The sequence below is a fragment of the Nocardioides sp. NBC_00368 genome, assembly GCF_036090055.1.
Taxonomy (GTDB): Bacteria; Actinomycetota; Actinomycetes; order Propionibacteriales; family Nocardioidaceae; genus Nocardioides.
In genome coordinates, this window is the sequence record NZ_CP107970.1 from 5,456,621 (window position 1) to 5,473,452 (window position 16,832).

A 16,832-nucleotide genomic window follows, 5' to 3' on the forward strand; every position below is an offset into this window, starting at 1 on the left:
AACTACCGTGTCGAGCGTGAGTCTGCTGCGTGTGCCCCGGGTCTGGGAGCCGATCCTCTCGGCACTGCTGATCGCCGCGGTCGCGGCCGAGCACCTCTACATGAGTGGCGCCGGCCACCCGCAGTGGTCGGGCTGGTCGGCGGTGGCAGGCGTCGTCGGCGTCGCGCTCGCGATGTGGCTGCGGCATCGGCACCCGGCGGTCGCGGTGGCGCTGGTGTGCCTGCTGGTCGGCGGCACGGTGGTGGCGAACGACGGCTGGATCCTGATCAGCTACGTCGCGTTCGCGGCCCTGGTGAGCTTCCTCGTCGGCAGGTGGGCCGATCAGGTGTGGCCGTCGGTGGCGGTTGTGGGCGTGGCCGTGGTGGCTTTGACCGCGCTCGACGCCGCCGTCAACGGCGGCGGTGTGCGGGTCGCGATGGCGGGCAACATGATCATCTTCATGGCGCTTCCCTGGCTCAGCGGCCGCTACCTGCGCCAGGTCGCCCGTCACCACTCGACGGCGATCGAGCAGGCCCAGCTGGCCGAGCGGGCCCGGATCGCGCAGGAGATGCACGACTCCCTGGGCCACGAGCTGAGCCTGATCGCGCTGCGCGCCGGGGCGCTCGAGGTGGCACCGGGGCTCACCGCGACCCACCAGAAGGCGGCCGGCGACATCCGCGCGGCCGCCGCCGGGGCCACCGAGCGGCTCGGCGAGATCGTCGGTGTGCTCCGTCCCGCTGACGAGGAGGCGCCGCTGACCCCCGCCGCGGCCGGGATCGGCGGCCTGGTCGAGCGCGCGCGTGAGTCGGGGATGGACGTACGTCTGGTCGGCTCGCTCACCGAGGGCACCGCACCGGTCCGGGACGCCGCTGCGCACCGGATCGTGCAGGAGGCGCTCACCAACGCCGCTCGGCACGCGCCGGGGTCGTCGGTGACGGTCTCGGTGGAGGAGCGCGAACCCGTTGGCGTACGCCTCTCGGTGAGCAACGGCCGAGCGACCCTGCCGCCGCGTGCCGGAGCGACGACCGGGCTGGGCCTGGCCGGGCTGGAGGAGGCGGCCCGTGCCGCCGGCGGCACGCTGCGCCACGGCCCTGTCCCAGGCGGAGGCTTCGAGGTGGTCGCCGACCTGCCCGCCCTCCAGCGGCGAGAGGCTGTGCTGTGATCCGGGTGCTGCTGGTGGACGACGAGGCGATGGTCCGGGCCGGCGTACGCGCGATCCTGGAGACCGACCAGGCGATCGAGGTGGTCGCGGAGGCCGCCGACGGGCGCGAGGCGGTCGACGCCGCCCAGCGCCACCGACCCGACGTGGCGCTGCTCGACGTCAGGATGCCGCGGATGGACGGCCTGGCGGCCGCGGCAGAGATCGCCCGGACCGCCCCGGAGACCGCGCGGGTCATCCTGACCACGTTCTCCGAGGACGCCTACATCGCCCGGGCGCTCGGAGACGGTGCCAGCGGGTTCCTGCTCAAGTCGGGCGACCCGCGCGAGCTGCTCGCGGGCGTGCACGCGGTCGCCGACGGCGCCGCCTACCTCTCCCCGCGGGTGGCCCAGCGGGTCATCGCCGAGCTCGGCGCCGGGGCGGGCGACCGGATGTCGCGGGCCGCCGAGGCACGGGCCAAGGTCGCCACCCTGACCGACCGCGAGCGCGACGTGATGGCGCTGGTCGGCGCGGGGCTCTCCAACGCCGAGATCGGCCGCCGGCTCCATCTCGTGGAGGGCACCGTGAAGGCCTATCTGAGCAGCGCCTTCGGCCGTCTCGGCGTACGCAATCGGGTGCAGGCGGCGGTCCTCGCGCACGAGGCAGGGCTCGTGGCGCCATCGGTGGTCGAGCTTGTCGAGACCTCCAGGACCGAGAGCTCGACCACCGACAAGGATCAGGCGTCGCGCCTGCGGAACACCAGGTAGCCGGCCAGCAGCGTGACCACCGACCACGCGGCGAGGAGACCGAGGCCGCCGTTGACGTCGTAGGGAAGGCCGTCGTCGAGCCCGAAGAGGGTCGCGATGCCGACGCCGAGATACTCCGTGCCGGCGGTCCCCGGCAGGTAGTAGGACACCTCGGTCATCAGGTCCATCCCGCTCATCATCAGCACCATCGGCAGCAGGAAGAGTGCCAGGAAGGCCACGACCAGCGCGCCCGCCGTGCTCCGAAGCGCGACCGCGAGCCCGATCGCCAGCGCGACGACAGCGCCCATGTAGACACTGACCTTGCCGGCCACCGTGGCCACCGCGGAGACGTCGAAGACGCCGTAGTCACCCGCGGTCAGGTAGCCGAGACCGGCTCCCAGGAGCGCGAGGAGCGCGCCTGCGACCAGGGCGACCGCCTCGACCACGACGAGCTTCGCGACCAGCACCCGGCCGCGCCGGGGCTCGCACTGGAGTGTCGTACGCATGCTGCCGGAGGCATACTCCGAGGTCACCGTCAGCAGGGCCAGCGCGATCAGCGCGAACTGGGTGAACAGCAGGCCCGCGGTGGCGACGTCCTCGACGTGGAGCAGCTGGTCCGCGCGGGACAGGTCCGGGTTGGGTTCGGCCGCGTCGAAGCCCAGCGGGACCGAGTAGAGCGCCATCAGCGCGGCCGCGCCGATCAGGCACCACCAGGTCGAGCGGACCGACCAGAGCTTGGTCCATTCCGATGCGATCGTGGCAAGCATCAGGCCACCTCGCTTCCCGTGTACTCGACGCTGCCGGCGGTCAGCCGGAAGTACGCCTCCTCGAGCGACCCGTGCCCGGCGACGAACGACTCCAGCGAGGAGTCCGCGAGCAGCCGCCCCCGGCCCAGCACGACCAGGTGGTCGGCGGTCTGCTGCATCTCGCTCATCAGGTGGCTGGAGACCAGGACCGTACGTCCCTCCGCGGCGAGCGACCTCAGCAGGTTCCGGATCCACAGCACGCCGTCGGGATCGAGCCCGTTGACGGGCTCGTCGAAGAGCATCACCCGCGGGTCGCCGAGCAGCACGCCCGCGATCCCGAGCCGCTGGCTCATCCCGAGCGAGAGGCTTCCCGCCCGCCGCCGGCCGACCCCGGCCAGGCCGACCCGCTCGAGCACCTCGTCGACCCGGGCCACCGGGATCGAGTTGCTCCGCGCCATCGCCACCAGGTGCGTACGCACCCGGCGGCCGGGATGCACCGCCTTGGCGTCCAGCAGCGCACCGACCTCGCGCAGCGGACGCCGCAGCGAGGCGTACGGGCGCCCGTCGATCGTGGCGGTCCCCGACGTCGGCCGGTCCAGGCCGAGGATCATCCGCATCGTGGTCGACTTGCCGGCGCCGTTGGGGCCGAGGAAGCCGGTGACCCGGCCGGGCTGTATCTGCAAGGTGAGATCGTCGACCGCGGTGGTCGCGCCGTATCTCTTGGTCAGGTGGTCCAGTGTGATCATGCGTCGAACCTAGGGACGTACGCGCCCCATGACAGTGGACGAAAAGCAGCCGTCCCTACCGACGAAAGTCAGTAGGGACGGCTGCGGACGAAACGAGCTACTCGGGCAGACCGGTCGCCGTGCAGATGTCCGCCGGGATCTGGTCGACGGTGTCCGCCTTGATGTGGCCGAACATCGTCAGCGCGTCCTCCTTGCGCCAGTTGACCGCGAAGTCCTTGATCGGCACGCCGCAGGTCATCGCCGAGCCACCCGCGAGCGCCTTGAACGCCCACAGGAACTTCGCGCCGCCGATGACGCTCATGCCCTTGCCGACCTTGAGCCCCTCGGCGCCGCTGCCCATCTCGGCCAGCTTGGCCGGGTTCAGCAGGGTGCCCGCGCTGGTGGCCTTCTTGCCGATCGCCGAGATGACCTCGGTCTGGTTGGCGCCACGACCGAGGTCGCCGTTCTCGGCCGCGTAGCGGGAGCGGGAGTAGGCGAGCGCGGTGACGCCATCTACCTCCTGGCAGCCCTTCTTGATGTCCAGGCCCGCCTTGGGGTCCTTCATGTCCTTCTTGGGGCAAATCTCGATGCCGCCGACGCCGTCGACGAGGCGGGCCAGGCCGCCCATGCCGATCTCGACGTAGCCGTCGATGCGCACGCCGGTGTTCTGCTCGATCGTCTGCACCAGCAGCTCGGGCCCGCCGTAGGCGAAGGCCGCGTTGATCTTGGTCGTGCCGTGGCCCGGGATCGGGACCAGCGAGTCGCGGGGAAGGGTCACCACGATCGTCTTGCCCGCGCCGGTGTGCAGCAGCTTGATGGTGTCGGTGCGGCTGCCCGCGGCGTCGCCGGTGGAGAGCTTCTTCTTCTCCTCGGCGGTCAGGCCCTCGCGGGAGTCGCTGGCGACGATGAGGTACGTGGTGCCCGGCTGGTCCGCCGGCCGCTCGCCCGCGGTCGGCTCGTAGGCCACCTTGTCGACCTTGTTCCAGGCCGAGATGCCGATCCAGGCCACCGAGCCGACCAGGATCAGGATCGGGATCATCACGATGATGACGAACTTGCGGAACGGGTGGCGCTTCTTGGGCCGGGGCTGGCGGCCCCCGCGACCGCCGTAACCATCGCCCGGCCCGCCGTAGCCACCACCGCCGTTGCCGCCGTACTCGCTCGGCTGGCTCCAGCCCTGGTTGTAGCCCTGGTTGTAACCCTGGTCATAGCCCTGGTTGCCATAATTACCCTGCCCGGGTGTCGGCGCGATCTCGCCCGGCTGGGGCAGCGGCCGGTCATAGCCGCCACGCGGCGGCGCCTGGGGCGGCGAGCCGGCGGGAGGCCGACGGACGGTGGGCATGACGTTGGTCGGCTCCGGACCCGAGTTCTGAGCAGGCTGGCCACCGCCGTACGCCCAGCCGTACTGCTGCGACCGGGGATCGTTCGGGTTGCCAGGGTTGCGGGGGTTTGGCATGCGCTCAAACGTACCGTGCCCGGCGACTAGAGTTGGTCGGCGCGTCGCGTCACTCTGTTACGTGTGTGACTAGTGATACTGGCGATGCAAACTCTTATCCGAGGGACCGAGATGGCTGACCAGAACTACCGGCCGCAGCGTACGGCCGCCGAGCGCGCCTCCCGCGTGCGGTTCCGCCGCGCCATGGCGCTGCTGCTGATCACGCTGCTCCTGCCGGGGTCGGCCCAGCTCGTCGCCGGCAACCGCCGCGTCGGCCGGATCGCGATCTGGACCGTCATCGGTCTCGCGGTCACCGCCGGGCTGGTCTTCGCGATCTCCCTGCTCTGGCACGGCCTGATCTTCCAGCTCGGCACCAGGCCCTGGCTGCTCGGCCTCTTCCGGATCGCGCTCATCGCCGGTGCGATCGCCTGGGCCGCACTGTTCATCGACGCCTGGCGGCTGGGCCGCCCGCTCGAGCTCGACCTCAAGCAGCGCCGGGTCGTGGTCGCGATCGGCGGCGCACTGGCCTTCTCCGTGGGCGCGACCCTGATCTTCGGCGCCCACCTGGTCGGGGTCCACAAGGGCATGGTGGAGGCGATCTTCGCCGGCGCGGAGGCCGCCGAGGCCCACAACGGCCGTTTCAACGTCCTGCTCGCCGGAGCCGACTCCGACGGCGGGAAGACCCGCTGGGGTCTGCGGCCCGACTCGCTGACGGTCGCCTCGATCGACGCGGTCACGGGTCGCACCGTCCTCATCGGCCTGCCCCGAAACATGCAGAACTTCACCTTCGACGACGGCTCTCCGATGGACAAGGAGTTCCCGCGCGGCTTCGACTGCGACGGCTGCTACCTCAACGGCGTGAGCACCTGGGCCGGGGAGCACAAGGAGCTCTACAAGGGCGAGAAGGACCCTGGCATGGCCGCCACCGTCGACGCGGTCGAGGGCATCACCGACCTGCAGATCAGCTATTACGCGATCGTCGACCTCAACGGCTTCCAGGAGATCGTCGACGCCATCGGGGGCGTCACCCTGAAGGTCCGCCAGCCGATCCCGGTCGGCATCCCCTCCGACAGCTTCTACACCCACATCCAGCCCGGCACCAGGAAGCTCGACGGCTGGGAGACCCTCTGGTACGCCCGGGCACGCCACGACTCCGACGACTACTCCCGGATGGCCCGCCAGAAGTGCGTCCTGAACGCGATCCTGCAGCAGACCAGCCCGGCCGACGTCGTACGCCACTACCAGGACGTCGCGAAGGCGACCGGCTCCACGATCACCACCTCCGTCCCGCCGAGCGAGATCGAGCGGTTCTCCGCGCTGGCGCTCAAGGCGAAGTCGCAGAAGATCTCGACGCTCTCGCTGGTGCCGCCGCTGGTGAACACCGCCGACCCGGACATGTCCGACATCCACGCCGAGGTGCGCAAGGCGGTGAAGAAGGCCACTCCGAAGAAGGAGGAAGTCTTCGCCTCCCCCAGCACCGGCGAGGACGGCGAGACCAAGGCGCCCGCCTCGAAGAGCAAGCCCAAGGCCTCCGGCGACTCCGACAAGGGCGGACCCGTCACCGGCGGTTCGCTGGGCTCGCGCAACAAGGGTTACCAGGCCAACGAGACCGACGACCTCGCCTCGGCGTGCTGAGCGTGCCACGCGTGTTGAACAACGCGTTAACGGGGCGTCACGACGACTCGCTGATTCCCGGGATACCCCGCGGTCGCGGCTAGTCTGGAACCGTGCCAGGGAGCAATCGCGTCGCCGCCGTCGTGGTGACCTTCAACCGTCTCGAGCTGCTGCAGCGACTGCTGGAGCGGCTCGACGTGGTCGGCGGGCTCGACGAGGTGATCGTCATCGACAACGCCTCCACGGACGGTACGTCGCAGTGGCTCGCCCAGCTCGACGGCGCCGAGGAGCCCGGCCAGCGCCAGGTTCCGGTGGTCGCGCGCACCCTGCAGAGCAACAGCGGCGGGGCCGGCGGCTTCCACGACGGTCTGGAGCTGGCGATCGAGCGCGGCGCTGACCTGGTCTGGCTGATGGACGACGACGGCCTGCCCGACCCCGACTGCCTGGCGCTTCTCCTCAAGCAGACCGACCTCGACTTCTGGGGGCCGCTCGTCGTCGACGAGGGCGATCCCGGCCGCCTGGTCTTCCCGATCCGGCTCCCGGGCCGCTCCAAGGTCGTGCACCAGCTCGCCGACGTCGAGGCGGCGGCCACCGACGGCCTGATCAAGGACATCGTGATCCCGTTCAACGGGGTGCTGGTCACCCGCGACCTGGTGGAACGGATCGGCTACCCCCGGGCGGAGTACTTCATCTGGGGCGACGACCACGAATACCGTCTCCGGGCCGAGCAGGCCGGCGCCCGGATCGCGACCGTCGTCGGGGCCCAGGTGCGCCATCCGGCCGTCGGCGATCTCGGCACCCCGATGGCGTGGGGGAGGGCGACGTACAACCACACGCCCAGCGACCTGAAGCACTACTGCATGGCGCGCAACAACCTCCTCAACCTGCGCGACTACAGAGGGTGGCCCTTCGCTTTGGCTTTCGTGGCCAAGACCCTATGGTTCTACCTGCTCACCAAGCCGCAGCCGAAGCGGATCCGGCTCTCTGCGCAGGCGTGGTGGGCGGCTGTCCGGGGGGACTTCAGTGGACACGAGAGGTTCCTTCGTTGAGCACCACCCGTGAGACGGTCGCGATCGTCGTCGTCACCTACAACCGCGCCGACATGCTGCGTGGGCTGCTCGACGGGCTCACCAAGCTCGACCAGCCCGCCGACGCCGTGATCGTCGTCAACAACGCTTCCACGGACCACACCGCGCAGGTCCTCGCCGAGGCGGTCACGCCCAACCTCCAGGTCATCGACAGCCCGGAGAACCTCGGTGGTGCCGGTGGCTTCCACCTCGGCACCAAGGCCGCGGTCGAGCAGGGCTGGGACCGGCTCTACCTGATCGACGACGACGTCGTCCCGGCCCACGACTGCCTCGAGGTGCTGCTCGCCCAGGACGAGGACTGCCTCTTCTCGGTGCGCGAGGACCGCAACGGCAACCTGATCGAGCTGGCCGCGCTGAAGTTCGACCTGCGCAACCCCCTCGCGATCAAGCCCAAGACCGCCGCGGTGATGGACACCTACCCGACCCGCGACGCCATGCCCGAGCGTGTCCCGGTGGAGAACGTCGCCTTCGAGGGCTTCATGATCCGCCGCACCGTCCTGGAGGAGATCGGTCTTCCCGACCCGACCTACTTCATCTTCTACGACGACGTGGACCTCGCGATCCGCGCCCGCCGCGCCGGCCGCACCATCTGGGCCGTACGCGACGCGGTGCTCGTGCGGCAGCTCGACTTCAGCCAGCAGCACGACCTGGCCGGCTGGAAGGGCTTCTACATGTACCGCAACCTCTTCGTCGTCCACTTCCGCTACGGCGAGAACGTCCTCGTACGTCTCAAGCCCTGGCTCATCGCGGCGGCTGTGGTCATCCTCAGCCCCCTGCGAGGCGGCAAGCACGAAGCCGTCAACGTGATCAAGGCCCTGCGCGCCGCGCGGGGCATGCGAACCATCCCCACCACCTCCTCCTGACCGACCCCTTACCCACAGAGACCTAGACTGAGCGATCGTGTCCTCCCCTGAAACCACTCCTGACCTCGTCGTCGTCGGCTCCGGCCTCTTCGGCCTGACCATCGCCGAGCGCGCCGCCTCCGAGCTGGACAAGAAGGTGCTCATCATCGAGCGCCGCCCCCACATCGGGGGCAACGCCTACTCCGAGTTCGACGAGGAGACCGGCATCGAGGTGCACAAGTACGGCACCCACCTCTTCCACACCTCCAACGAGAAGGTGTGGGACTACGTGCGGAAGTTCACCGACTTCACCGACTACAAGCACAAGGTCTTCGGCAAGTACAAGGGACAGGTCTACTCCCTGCCGATGAACCTCGCGCTGATCAACCAGTTCTTCGGGAAGTCGCACACTCCCGACGAGGCGCGCGCGCTGATCGCCGAGCAGGCCAGCGAGTTCAAGACCGAGGAGGCCCAGAACCTCGAGGAGAAGGCGATCTCGCTGATCGGCCGCCCGCTCTACGAGGCGTTCATCAAGGGCTACACCGCCAAGCAGTGGGAGAAGGACCCCAAGGAGCTGTCGCCGGACATCATCACGCGCCTCCCGGTCCGCTACACCTTCGACAACCGCTACTTCAACGACAAGTACGAGGGTCTGCCGGTCGACGGCTACACCGCGTGGCTGGAGCGGATGGCCGACCACCCGAACATCACGGTCCTGCTCGACACCGACTTCTTCACGGTCGTCGACGACTACAAGGGCAAGGTCCCGATCGTCTACACCGGCCCGGTCGACGAGTACTTCGACTTCTCCGCCGGCAAGCTGTCGTGGCGCACCGTGGACCTCGAGTCCGAGATCCTCGACGTCGACGACTACCAGGGCACCGGCGTGGTCAACGCCAACGACCCCGAGGTCCCGTTCACCCGCGAGCTCGAGTTCAAGCACCTCCACCCCGAGCGTGCCGACCGCTACAAGCCCGGCAAGACCGTCGTCGTGAAGGAGTACAGCCGCTTCGCCCAGGAGGGCGACGAGCCGTACTACCCGATCAACACCGCCGACAACCGCGAGAAGATCCTGGTCTACCGCGACCTGGCCAAGAAGGAGCCGATGGTGCTCTTCGGTGGCCGCCTCGGCACCTACAAGTACCTGGACATGCACATGGCGATCGCGTCCGCGCTCACCATGTTCGAGAACAAGCTCCGTCCCCACTTCGAGGACGGCACCCCGCTCACCTCCGGAGGCGTTGACGAATGAGCGTGACCCGACTGCTCCAGCGGCAGATCCTGCCCCTGGACCGTGACTCCGACGTACTCCCGCTCTACGTCGACAACCAGGCTGCCATCCTCGACGCCGACAAGTACGAGGTCGGCTCCGACAAGACGGCCCAGGCGCTGAACAACGCCCAGATCCGCCAGTCGATCAACGACGGGACCCAGATCCACCCCGACCAGATCGAGTCGCGTACGGCGCTGCGGATCCTGAAGAGCGAGCGGCTCTCGCTCGGCACCTACTTCAACGCCTTCCCGGCCAGCTACTGGCGCCGGCACACCGTGGTCGACGACGTGAAGCTGACCGTCGCGCTGCAGGGCCGCGGCGCGAGCGTCATCGTCTACAAGTCGATGGCCAACGGCCGCTCCCAGCGCGTCGACGCCGCCGACACCGGCACCAACCCCGAGGGCACCTTCACCTTCGACCTGCCGCTGAAGCCGTTCGTCGACGGCGGCTGGTACTGGTACGACGTGGTCGCCTCCGACGAGGACGCCGTCATCACCTCGGCCGAGTGGACCGCGGAGGTCCCCGACGACCGTGCCGAGCACGGCACCGTCGACATCTGCGTCACCACGATGAACAAGCCCGACTTCTGCGCCAAGCTGCTCGCCCAGATGGGTGAGGACGAGGCGCTGCGTCCCTACCTCGACACCGTCTTCGTGATGGAGCAGGGCACCAAGAAGGTCGTCGACGACGTCGAGTTCCCGGCGGCGGAGAAGGCTCTGGGCGACCTGCTGCACATCATCGAGCAGGGCAACCTGGGCGGCTCCGGCGGCTACGCGCGCGGTCAGCTCGAGTCGCTGCGCAAGGGCACCGCGACGTACGCCCTGATGATGGACGACGACGTCGTCTGCGAGCCCGAGGGCATCATCCGCGCGGTCACCTTCGGTGACCTCGCCAAGCGGCCGACCATCGTCGGCGGCCACATGTTCTCGCTCTACGCCAAGTCCCGCCTGCACTCCTACGGCGAGATCGTCCAGCCGTGGCGGTTCTGGTGGCAGTCGGCTCCCGGCGTCTTCGGCGACTGGGACTTCGGCGCCCGCAACCTGCGCTCGACCCGCTGGCTGCACAAGCGCGTCGACGTGGACTTCAACGGCTGGTTCATGTGTCTGATCCCGCGAAAGGTGATCGAGGAGATCGGGCTCTCGCTGCCGGTCTTCATCAAGTGGGACGACTCCGAGTACGGCCTGCGCGCCAAGGAGGCCGGCTTCCCGACCGTGTCGTTCCCGGGAGCGGCCGTGTGGCACGTCCCGTGGACCGACAAGAACGACGCGCTCGACTGGCAGTCCTACTTCCACCAGCGCAACCGCTTCGTCGCCGCGCTGCTGCACTCGATCTACGACGACGGCGGCCGGATGGTCACCGAGTCGTTCTCCCACCAGATCAAGCACCTGGTCTCGATGCAGTACTCGACCGTCCTGCTGCGCCACCAGGCGCTGCTCGACGTGCTGGCCGGCCCCGACAAGCTCCACGAGACCCTCGCGACCCAGCTTCCCGCCGTACGCGAGATGGTCAAGGACTTCCCGGACGCGCAGCTCAAGGCCGACCGTGACGAGTTCCCGCCCGTGCGCCGCCACAAGCCGCCGCGCAAGGGCAAGGAGGACACCGAGGTCCCGACCAACCGCGAGGTCAAGCTGGCCGCGCTCAAGGCGCCGATCCGGCAGCTCATGAAGCCGCGCAAGCTCTCCACGGAGTTCCCCGAGGCGGAGCTCGCCGCGATGGACAACCAGTGGTACCGGATCACCAAGTACGACAGCGCCATCGTGTCGATGAACGACCAGCAGGGTGCTGCCTTCTACCGCCGCGACAAGAAGCTCTTCAACCAGATGCTGAGGGACACCATCAAGGTGCACCGCCAGCTCAAGCGTCGCTGGCCCAAGCTGGCCGAGGAGTACCGCTCCAAGCTGAGCGAGTTCACCTCGCCGGAGGCCTGGGAGAAGACCTTCGAACCGTGGAAGGTCGCTGAGGAGAAGGGGACCGATGGCAACCGGAGTTGATGATCGTCCCGTACGGATCGTCGACGCGCCGCTGGCACCGCCGGCGGAGAACCTCGGGCTGCTCTCGGTCTTCAAGCGCCGCTACCTGCTCAAGCTGCTGGTGCAGCGGGAGATCAGCGGTCGCTACTCCAACTCGATCCTCGGCGTCTTCTGGTCCTACATCAACCCGTTGACGCAGTTCTGCGTCTACTGGCTGTTCATGGGCAAGATCATGGGCGCGGACAAGGGGATGGAGTACTACCCGATCCACCTGTTCGCCGGGCTCGTCATCGTCCACTTCTTCACCGAGACCTTTGGTGCCGGCACCAGGTCTCTGCTGGGCAACAAGGGTCTGCTGAAGAAGATGGCGATGCCGAAGGAGATGTTCCCGGTCGCCTCGATGCTGGTCTCGCTCTACCACCTGGTGCCGGCGACCCTGATCCTGGTGGTCGTCTGCCTGCTGAGCGGGTGGACCCCGACGTGGGAGATGGTTCCGTCGTTCCTGCTCGCGCTCGGCATCGTGATGGCGCTCGGCACGGCGCTCGCACTGGTCTTCAGCCTGGCCAACGTCTTCTTCCGCGACTTCGGCAGCGCGGTCAACATCCTCACCAACTACATCCGGTTCGGCGTACCGATGATGTACCCGTTCTCCATGATCGAGGAGTTCCTCGGTGAGAAGTCCTGGATCTACCTGCTCAACCCGATCTCGGAGGCCGTCCTGCTCTTCCAGCAGGCATTCTGGATCGGGGTGACGGACAACCCCGAGTCGACGGCCGCCGAGCATCTGCCCGAGAACCTGTGGATGTGGGGCTTGGGGGCGTTCGGGGGCTCGTTGGTTCTGCTGGTGATCGCGCAGCTGATCTTCAGCAAGTACGAGAACAAGATTCCGGAGCGTCTGACATGACCGCCGACTCGATCGTGGTGGACGGGGTCACCAAGAACTTCACGCTCCGCTACCACCGCAGCATCAAGGACATCACCGTCGCCAAGATCAAGGGGCAGGCGGTCTCCAACACCTTCAAGGCGCTGGACGACGTCACCTTCACGATCAAGCAGGGCGAGTCGGTCGGCCTCATGGGCCTCAACGGCTCCGGCAAGTCGACGCTGCTCAAGCTGATCAGCGGCGTGATGCGCCCCGACCGGGGTGTCGTGAAGACGCGTGGTCAGATCGCCGGCCTGATCGCGACGGGTGCGGGCTTCCACCCGCAACTGTCGGGTCGGGAGAACATCTTCCTCAACGCCGCGATCTACGGGCTCTCCGCCGAGGAGACCGCCGAGATCTACGACGATGTGGTGAGGTTCGCCGAGCTCGGCGACCACCTCAACTCGCCGGTCGGCAACTACTCCTCGGGGCAGTACTCCCGCCTGGGGTTCTCCGTCGCCGTCCACATCGACTCCGACATCTTCCTCGCCGACGAGGTCCTCGCCGTCGGTGACAAGCCCTTCAAGAAGAAGTGCATGGAGAAGATGGAGGAGATCCGCGACAGCGGCCGCACCGTGGTCTACGTCAGCCACGCCGCCGGCTCCGTCAAGCGGATGTGTGACCGCGTCATCTGCCTGGAGAAGGGCCGCCTGGTCTTCGACGGCGACGTCGACGAGGGCATCGAATACCTCCACTACGGTGAGGACGACGCCAAAGGGTCGGCCAAGCTGAAGCAGCTCGAGGCCGCCGACAGTGCCCTCGGCGCGGAGGTCTGAGCCTGCGACCCTGCGACGAAGTCGCAGGGTCGCAACGCGAAGAGATCGAGCGAGCGCAGCCGGGTGAGCTTGCGAACCCGCGAAGCGCGTCGAGATTCCATTGCCGGCACGTGAGCCTGCGGGGAATTACAGACATGTAGTTCCCCGTGGGCTCTTCCGTCCTCTGTTGCTGATGTGAAAGATGTTCCCTGGTGTTACGGAACCAGGGGGATCCACGCATGATTTCGCAGGCTGAACAGGACGAGTCGAACGACGCTCAGCGTGCTCGGTCCCGCTACGTGGCCTCGACCCAGCAGCTGCTCGTGCTCGGGGTCGTCCTGGCCGCCCTGGTACCGGCGAGCACCGTCGTCGACCTGAAGGTGGTCCGTCCTGGCGAGGCCCCGGTCTCGAACAGCACGGCCATGCCGGCCGCGGCCGAGGTGCCCGCGGACCCGGTCGATGCCCACCTGGAGGAGATCTCGCTGACCGCGCCGCCGGCCAGCCCTCGTGAGTCCGGCCGTGGTGCGACCGGCCGGATCACCGCGCAGGCCAGAAGGGCCGCTTCCGCCGCCGATGCGGTGACCGTCACCAGCCTTCCGCAGCCCGTGAACGGCTTCGGCACGGTCGGGCTCACCTGGGCGCCCGGCGCGGTCGTCCCGGAGGAGGCGGTCGGGGCGGACGTACGCACGTCGGTGGACGGGACGTGGAGCCCCTGGCAGGCGTTGGACGTCCACGTCGACGACCACGCTCCTGACCCCGCGTCCTCGGAGGCTGCCGGGTCGCGACCGGGCACCATGGAGGCGATCGTCGGCGAGGTCGAGCAGGTGCAGGCGCGGCTGCGGCTGACCGGTGCGGAGGTGCCCGCCGACCTCCGGCTGGCGGTGATCACTCCTGGCGAGGCGAGCTCGACGCGCAGTGAGTCGCCCGAGATCGAGACCGGGGCCGAGGACGCCCCGGAGGCGGCGGAGGACGCCAGGGGCGGCGCCGAGGGCGCTCAAGAGGGCGACGCGACGCTGTCGGCGGCTGCGTACACGCCCAAGCCCAGCATCTACAGCCGTCGCCAGTGGGGCGCCGACGAGAGCGTGCGTGAGGCCGGCCCGCCCGACTATCACGAGGTGCGCGGTGGGTTCGTGCATCACACCGTCAACACCAACTCCTACACCAGGGACCAGGTGCCGGGGATCATCCGGAGCATCTACACCTTCCACGTGCAGAGCCGCGGCTGGCGCGACATCGGCTACAACTTCCTGGTCGACAAGTTCGGCCGGATCTGGGAGGGCCGCTACGGCGGCGTCGACCGACCCGTCGTCGGCGCCCACACGTCGGGCTACAACAGCTACAGCTTCGGGGCCTCCGCGATCGGCAACTTCGACAACGTCGCGCCCCCGAGCGCGCTGGTGAACGCCTTCGGTACGCTCTTCGCGTGGAAGCTGTCGCTGCACGGCGTACGCGGCAACAAGGGCTCCACCAGGATCGGCGACCGCACCTTCGCGCACGCGATCATGGGCCATCGCGACGCCGGGTCCACCGCATGCCCGGGGCGCTACCTCTACGCCCAGCTGAGCACGATCCGCTCGCAGGCGGGCTCGAAGCAGGCGAGCTGGGCCGCACGGGAGCTGCAGTCGCAGATCAGCGGCCGCGGCTACCCCGACCTGGTCGCGCGGCGGGCCACCGACAAGCGGATCGTCGTGATCCGCACCGACGGCAACGCCCGCTTCGGTACGCCGCGGGCGACCAATCTGATCGGCGGCAGCTCGGCCACGCTGATGAATGCCGGTGACTGGGACCGCGACGGCGACGGCGACATCCTGATCCGGCACACCGACGGGACGATCCGGGTCAACCGGGGCAACGGCACCGAGAGCTTCGCCACGGGCGTCATCATCGGGCGCAACTTCGAGTCGCTCGCGGTCCTCGACGTCGTCGGTGACATCACCGGCGACGGCTGGCCCGATCTCCTGGGCAAGCACCCCACCGGTGAGATCCGGGTCTGGCCCGGGCACGGCACCCGCGCACTGGGTGGCTCCTACCGGATGCGCAGCGCGGTGAGCGGTTCGACCCAGGTCATCGGAGCGGGTCGCTTCTACGCAGACGACGGCTCCCCTGAGGCGATCTTCAGGCTCTCGAACAAGCTGCTGATCTTCCGCACCAACGGTCCCGGTGGCCTGACCACCTACTCCGACCCCGGCATCGACACCAGCGTCTTCGACTTCATCCTCGCGACCAAGGACCTGCGCGGTGCCTCCACGGGCGGCGACCTGCTGCTGCGTCGCAAGTCCGACGGGATGTGGTTCGCCTACGAGCACAACCAGAGCGGTGGCTGGGACCGGAAGTCGCAGATGGGTGTCATGCGGGGCTACGACCAGTTCGGATAGCGCGCGTCACGAATTTTCGTTATCGCGGAAATTCCGAGCATTTCATGGACAGCGTCCGTTAGATGTGTCTAACGTGTTTTTCAGCGAGTTTGCGACAGGGAGGACGCAACACGCTTCTCTGCCGGTCGCCGGCTCGCATTTCTAGGGTTTCTCGGGAACTTGGAAAGGAGTCTGCACATGTCTGATCCCGGCATCATTCAGGCGATCATCCAGGCGGTGATCGACTTGCTGAACAGCCTGTGACCCGCCCATGGCGCCTCGCGGCGCGGCGGTCGGCGCCTTCGATCGACTACGGACTCCCAGGACAGCACACCCCTTCCTCGAATCCGTAGGGCGCCGCACCACCGCACTCGCCGAGGCATCCTGTCGGCGCCGGCCCGGATTACGAATCCAGGGCTGGCGCCGATTCATCGTTGCCGGGACAACCGGAATTCTGCGGAAGATATCCGCGTGAGAAAAGGTGTTATCGGGTGCCGATATCCATGCGGTATCGAGACATCTCACGCGTCCGGGAAATGCGTTGCGCGCTCGTTCGAGGCGAGGACATCGAGCCGGTCCTGGGTCGCGTTGACGACCAGTACCAGCGACCCGCCTCCGGCGATCAGGCCGGCCAGGAGCTCGGTGCCTGACGGTGAGGCCGGTGGGACGGTCGAGAGCAGTCGCGCACCGCTCCCGTCGCCGCCGAGCAGGTCCGCGTGGCTCGTCTCGACGCCGGCCCACGAGGTGGCGGCATCGTCCGCGGCCGGCGGGTCCCAGGGAGTGAAGGCGTCCGGCTGTCCCCAGACCTCGATGCCGACGTCGTGCACGCCCTGGGGGAGCGGGTCGGCGAAACGTACGCCGAACGGCAGCAGGGAGCAGGCCAGCGTCGGCCGCTTCCCGGCGCTGTCGGCCCATGCCGCCACGGTGTCGGGGCCGCAGACGACGGCATCGGGACTGTCGGAGTCGGTGACGACGAGCCCGGTGTTCCAGGCGGCACCGAGGAACACCGCGGCCAGCCAGTGTGTGGGCAGGTCGATGCGGATGCTGTCGCCACGCTCGAGGCCGTGCTCGTCGAGGAGCAGGCCGGAGGCCTTGGCCACCCAGTTGGCGTACGTCGCCGTCGACAGCTCCTGGCGCTCGCCGCTGGCCTCGTCGTAGAAGGTCACCAGTGGACCGCCGGGGTTGGTCCGCAGGGCTCGGGCGAGGGTCTCGGGAAAGCTGGTCACGATGAAACCCTAAGGTGTG

14 protein-coding genes are annotated in these 16,832 nt (G+C 68.5%); 10 read left to right on the forward strand and 4 right to left on the reverse strand.

Annotation, left to right across the window (positions count from 1 at the left end):
- Positions 1–16 precede the first annotated feature (16 nt).
- Both OG984_RS26125 and OG984_RS26130 read left to right on the forward strand, forming a co-directional pair.
- Positions 17–1,141: a sensor histidine kinase gene (locus OG984_RS26125; protein ID WP_328529020.1), complete on the forward strand. Its 1,125-nt coding sequence runs from the start codon at positions 17–19 to the stop codon at positions 1,139–1,141.
- A complete protein-coding gene (locus tag OG984_RS26130; protein ID WP_328529021.1) occupies positions 1,138–1,884 on the forward strand; it encodes a response regulator transcription factor in 747 nt (248 codons plus the stop codon). The genes OG984_RS26125 and OG984_RS26130 overlap by 4 nt, the downstream gene beginning before the upstream one ends.
- Here the strand turns inward: OG984_RS26130 and OG984_RS26135 are convergent.
- The 3 genes from OG984_RS26135 to OG984_RS26145 all read right to left on the reverse strand — a co-directional run bounded on the left by OG984_RS26135 (position 1,854) and on the right by OG984_RS26145 (position 4,790).
- Entirely contained in the window at positions 1,854–2,630 is a 777-nt protein-coding gene (locus OG984_RS26135) for an ABC transporter permease subunit (RefSeq protein ID WP_328529022.1), read from the reverse strand. The genes OG984_RS26130 and OG984_RS26135 overlap by 31 nt on opposite strands.
- Complete coding sequence (locus OG984_RS26140) at positions 2,630–3,355, reverse strand: ABC transporter ATP-binding protein (protein WP_328529023.1); 726 nt, start codon at positions 3,353–3,355, stop codon at positions 2,630–2,632. The genes OG984_RS26135 and OG984_RS26140 overlap by 1 nt, the downstream gene beginning before the upstream one ends.
- Positions 3,356–3,452: 97 nt before the next feature.
- Positions 3,453–4,790 carry an LCP family protein gene (locus OG984_RS26145; protein ID WP_328529024.1) on the reverse strand — a complete coding sequence of 446 codons (1,338 nt, stop codon included), beginning with the start codon at positions 4,788–4,790 and terminating at the stop codon, positions 3,453–3,455.
- A gap of 111 nt (positions 4,791–4,901) precedes the next feature.
- On the opposite strand from OG984_RS26145, the gene OG984_RS26150 reads away from it, so the two are divergent.
- The 8 genes from OG984_RS26150 (at position 4,902) to OG984_RS26185 (ending at position 15,608) form a co-directional block, all read left to right on the forward strand.
- Complete coding sequence (locus OG984_RS26150; protein WP_328529025.1) at positions 4,902–6,404, forward strand: LCP family glycopolymer transferase; 1,503 nt, start codon at positions 4,902–4,904, stop codon at positions 6,402–6,404.
- A 92-nt stretch (positions 6,405–6,496) separates the two neighbouring features.
- Positions 6,497–7,432, forward strand: coding sequence for a glycosyltransferase family 2 protein (locus OG984_RS26155; protein WP_328529026.1), 936 nt, complete (start codon positions 6,497–6,499; stop codon positions 7,430–7,432).
- Complete coding sequence (locus OG984_RS26160; RefSeq protein WP_328529027.1) at positions 7,429–8,334, forward strand: glycosyltransferase; 906 nt, start codon at positions 7,429–7,431, stop codon at positions 8,332–8,334. Before OG984_RS26155 ends, OG984_RS26160 begins: the two co-directional genes overlap by 4 nt.
- A 37-nt stretch (positions 8,335–8,371) precedes the next feature.
- Entirely contained in the window at positions 8,372–9,565 is a 1,194-nt protein-coding gene (glf, locus tag OG984_RS26165) for a UDP-galactopyranose mutase (protein WP_328529028.1), read from the forward strand.
- Complete coding sequence (locus OG984_RS26170) at positions 9,562–11,577, forward strand: glycosyltransferase (protein WP_328529029.1); 2,016 nt, start codon at positions 9,562–9,564, stop codon at positions 11,575–11,577. Before glf ends, OG984_RS26170 begins: the two co-directional genes overlap by 4 nt.
- Positions 11,561–12,460 (forward strand): ABC transporter permease, encoded by a 900-nt coding sequence (locus OG984_RS26175; protein ID WP_328529030.1) that lies wholly within the window; start codon positions 11,561–11,563, stop codon positions 12,458–12,460. Before OG984_RS26170 ends, OG984_RS26175 begins: the two co-directional genes overlap by 17 nt.
- Positions 12,457–13,254 (forward strand): ABC transporter ATP-binding protein, encoded by a 798-nt coding sequence (locus OG984_RS26180; protein ID WP_328529031.1) that lies wholly within the window; start codon positions 12,457–12,459, stop codon positions 13,252–13,254. Before OG984_RS26175 ends, OG984_RS26180 begins: the two co-directional genes overlap by 4 nt.
- A 218-nt stretch (positions 13,255–13,472) precedes the next feature.
- Positions 13,473–15,608 (forward strand): N-acetylmuramoyl-L-alanine amidase, encoded by a 2,136-nt coding sequence (locus OG984_RS26185; protein ID WP_328529032.1) that lies wholly within the window; start codon positions 13,473–13,475, stop codon positions 15,606–15,608.
- A 500-nt stretch (positions 15,609–16,108) separates the two neighbouring features.
- Here OG984_RS26185 and OG984_RS26190 read toward each other — a convergent pair whose 3' ends face one another.
- A complete protein-coding gene (locus OG984_RS26190) occupies positions 16,109–16,813 on the reverse strand; it encodes a TIGR03089 family protein (protein WP_328529033.1) in 705 nt (234 codons plus the stop codon).
- Between the last annotated feature and the right edge of the window lie 19 nt (positions 16,814–16,832).

Excerpts from the sequence above, each read along its gene's own strand:
- OG984_RS26135 (WP_328529022.1), bottom strand. The coding sequence starts at position 2,630 with ATGCTTGCCACGATCGCATCGGAATGGACCAAGCTCTGGTCGGTCCGC.
- OG984_RS26140 (WP_328529023.1), bottom strand. The coding sequence starts at position 3,355 with ATGATCACACTGGACCACCTGACCAAGAGATACGGCGCGACCACCGCG.
- OG984_RS26145 (WP_328529024.1), bottom strand. The coding sequence starts at position 4,790 with ATGCCAAACCCCCGCAACCCTGGCAACCCGAACGATCCCCGGTCGCAG.
- OG984_RS26150 (WP_328529025.1), top strand. The coding sequence starts at position 4,902 with ATGGCTGACCAGAACTACCGGCCGCAGCGTACGGCCGCCGAGCGCGCC.
- OG984_RS26170 (WP_328529029.1), top strand. The coding sequence starts at position 9,562 with ATGAGCGTGACCCGACTGCTCCAGCGGCAGATCCTGCCCCTGGACCGT.
- OG984_RS26175 (WP_328529030.1), top strand. The coding sequence starts at position 11,561 with ATGGCAACCGGAGTTGATGATCGTCCCGTACGGATCGTCGACGCGCCG.
- OG984_RS26180 (WP_328529031.1), top strand. The coding sequence starts at position 12,457 with ATGACCGCCGACTCGATCGTGGTGGACGGGGTCACCAAGAACTTCACG.
- OG984_RS26185 (WP_328529032.1), top strand. The coding sequence starts at position 13,473 with ATGATTTCGCAGGCTGAACAGGACGAGTCGAACGACGCTCAGCGTGCT.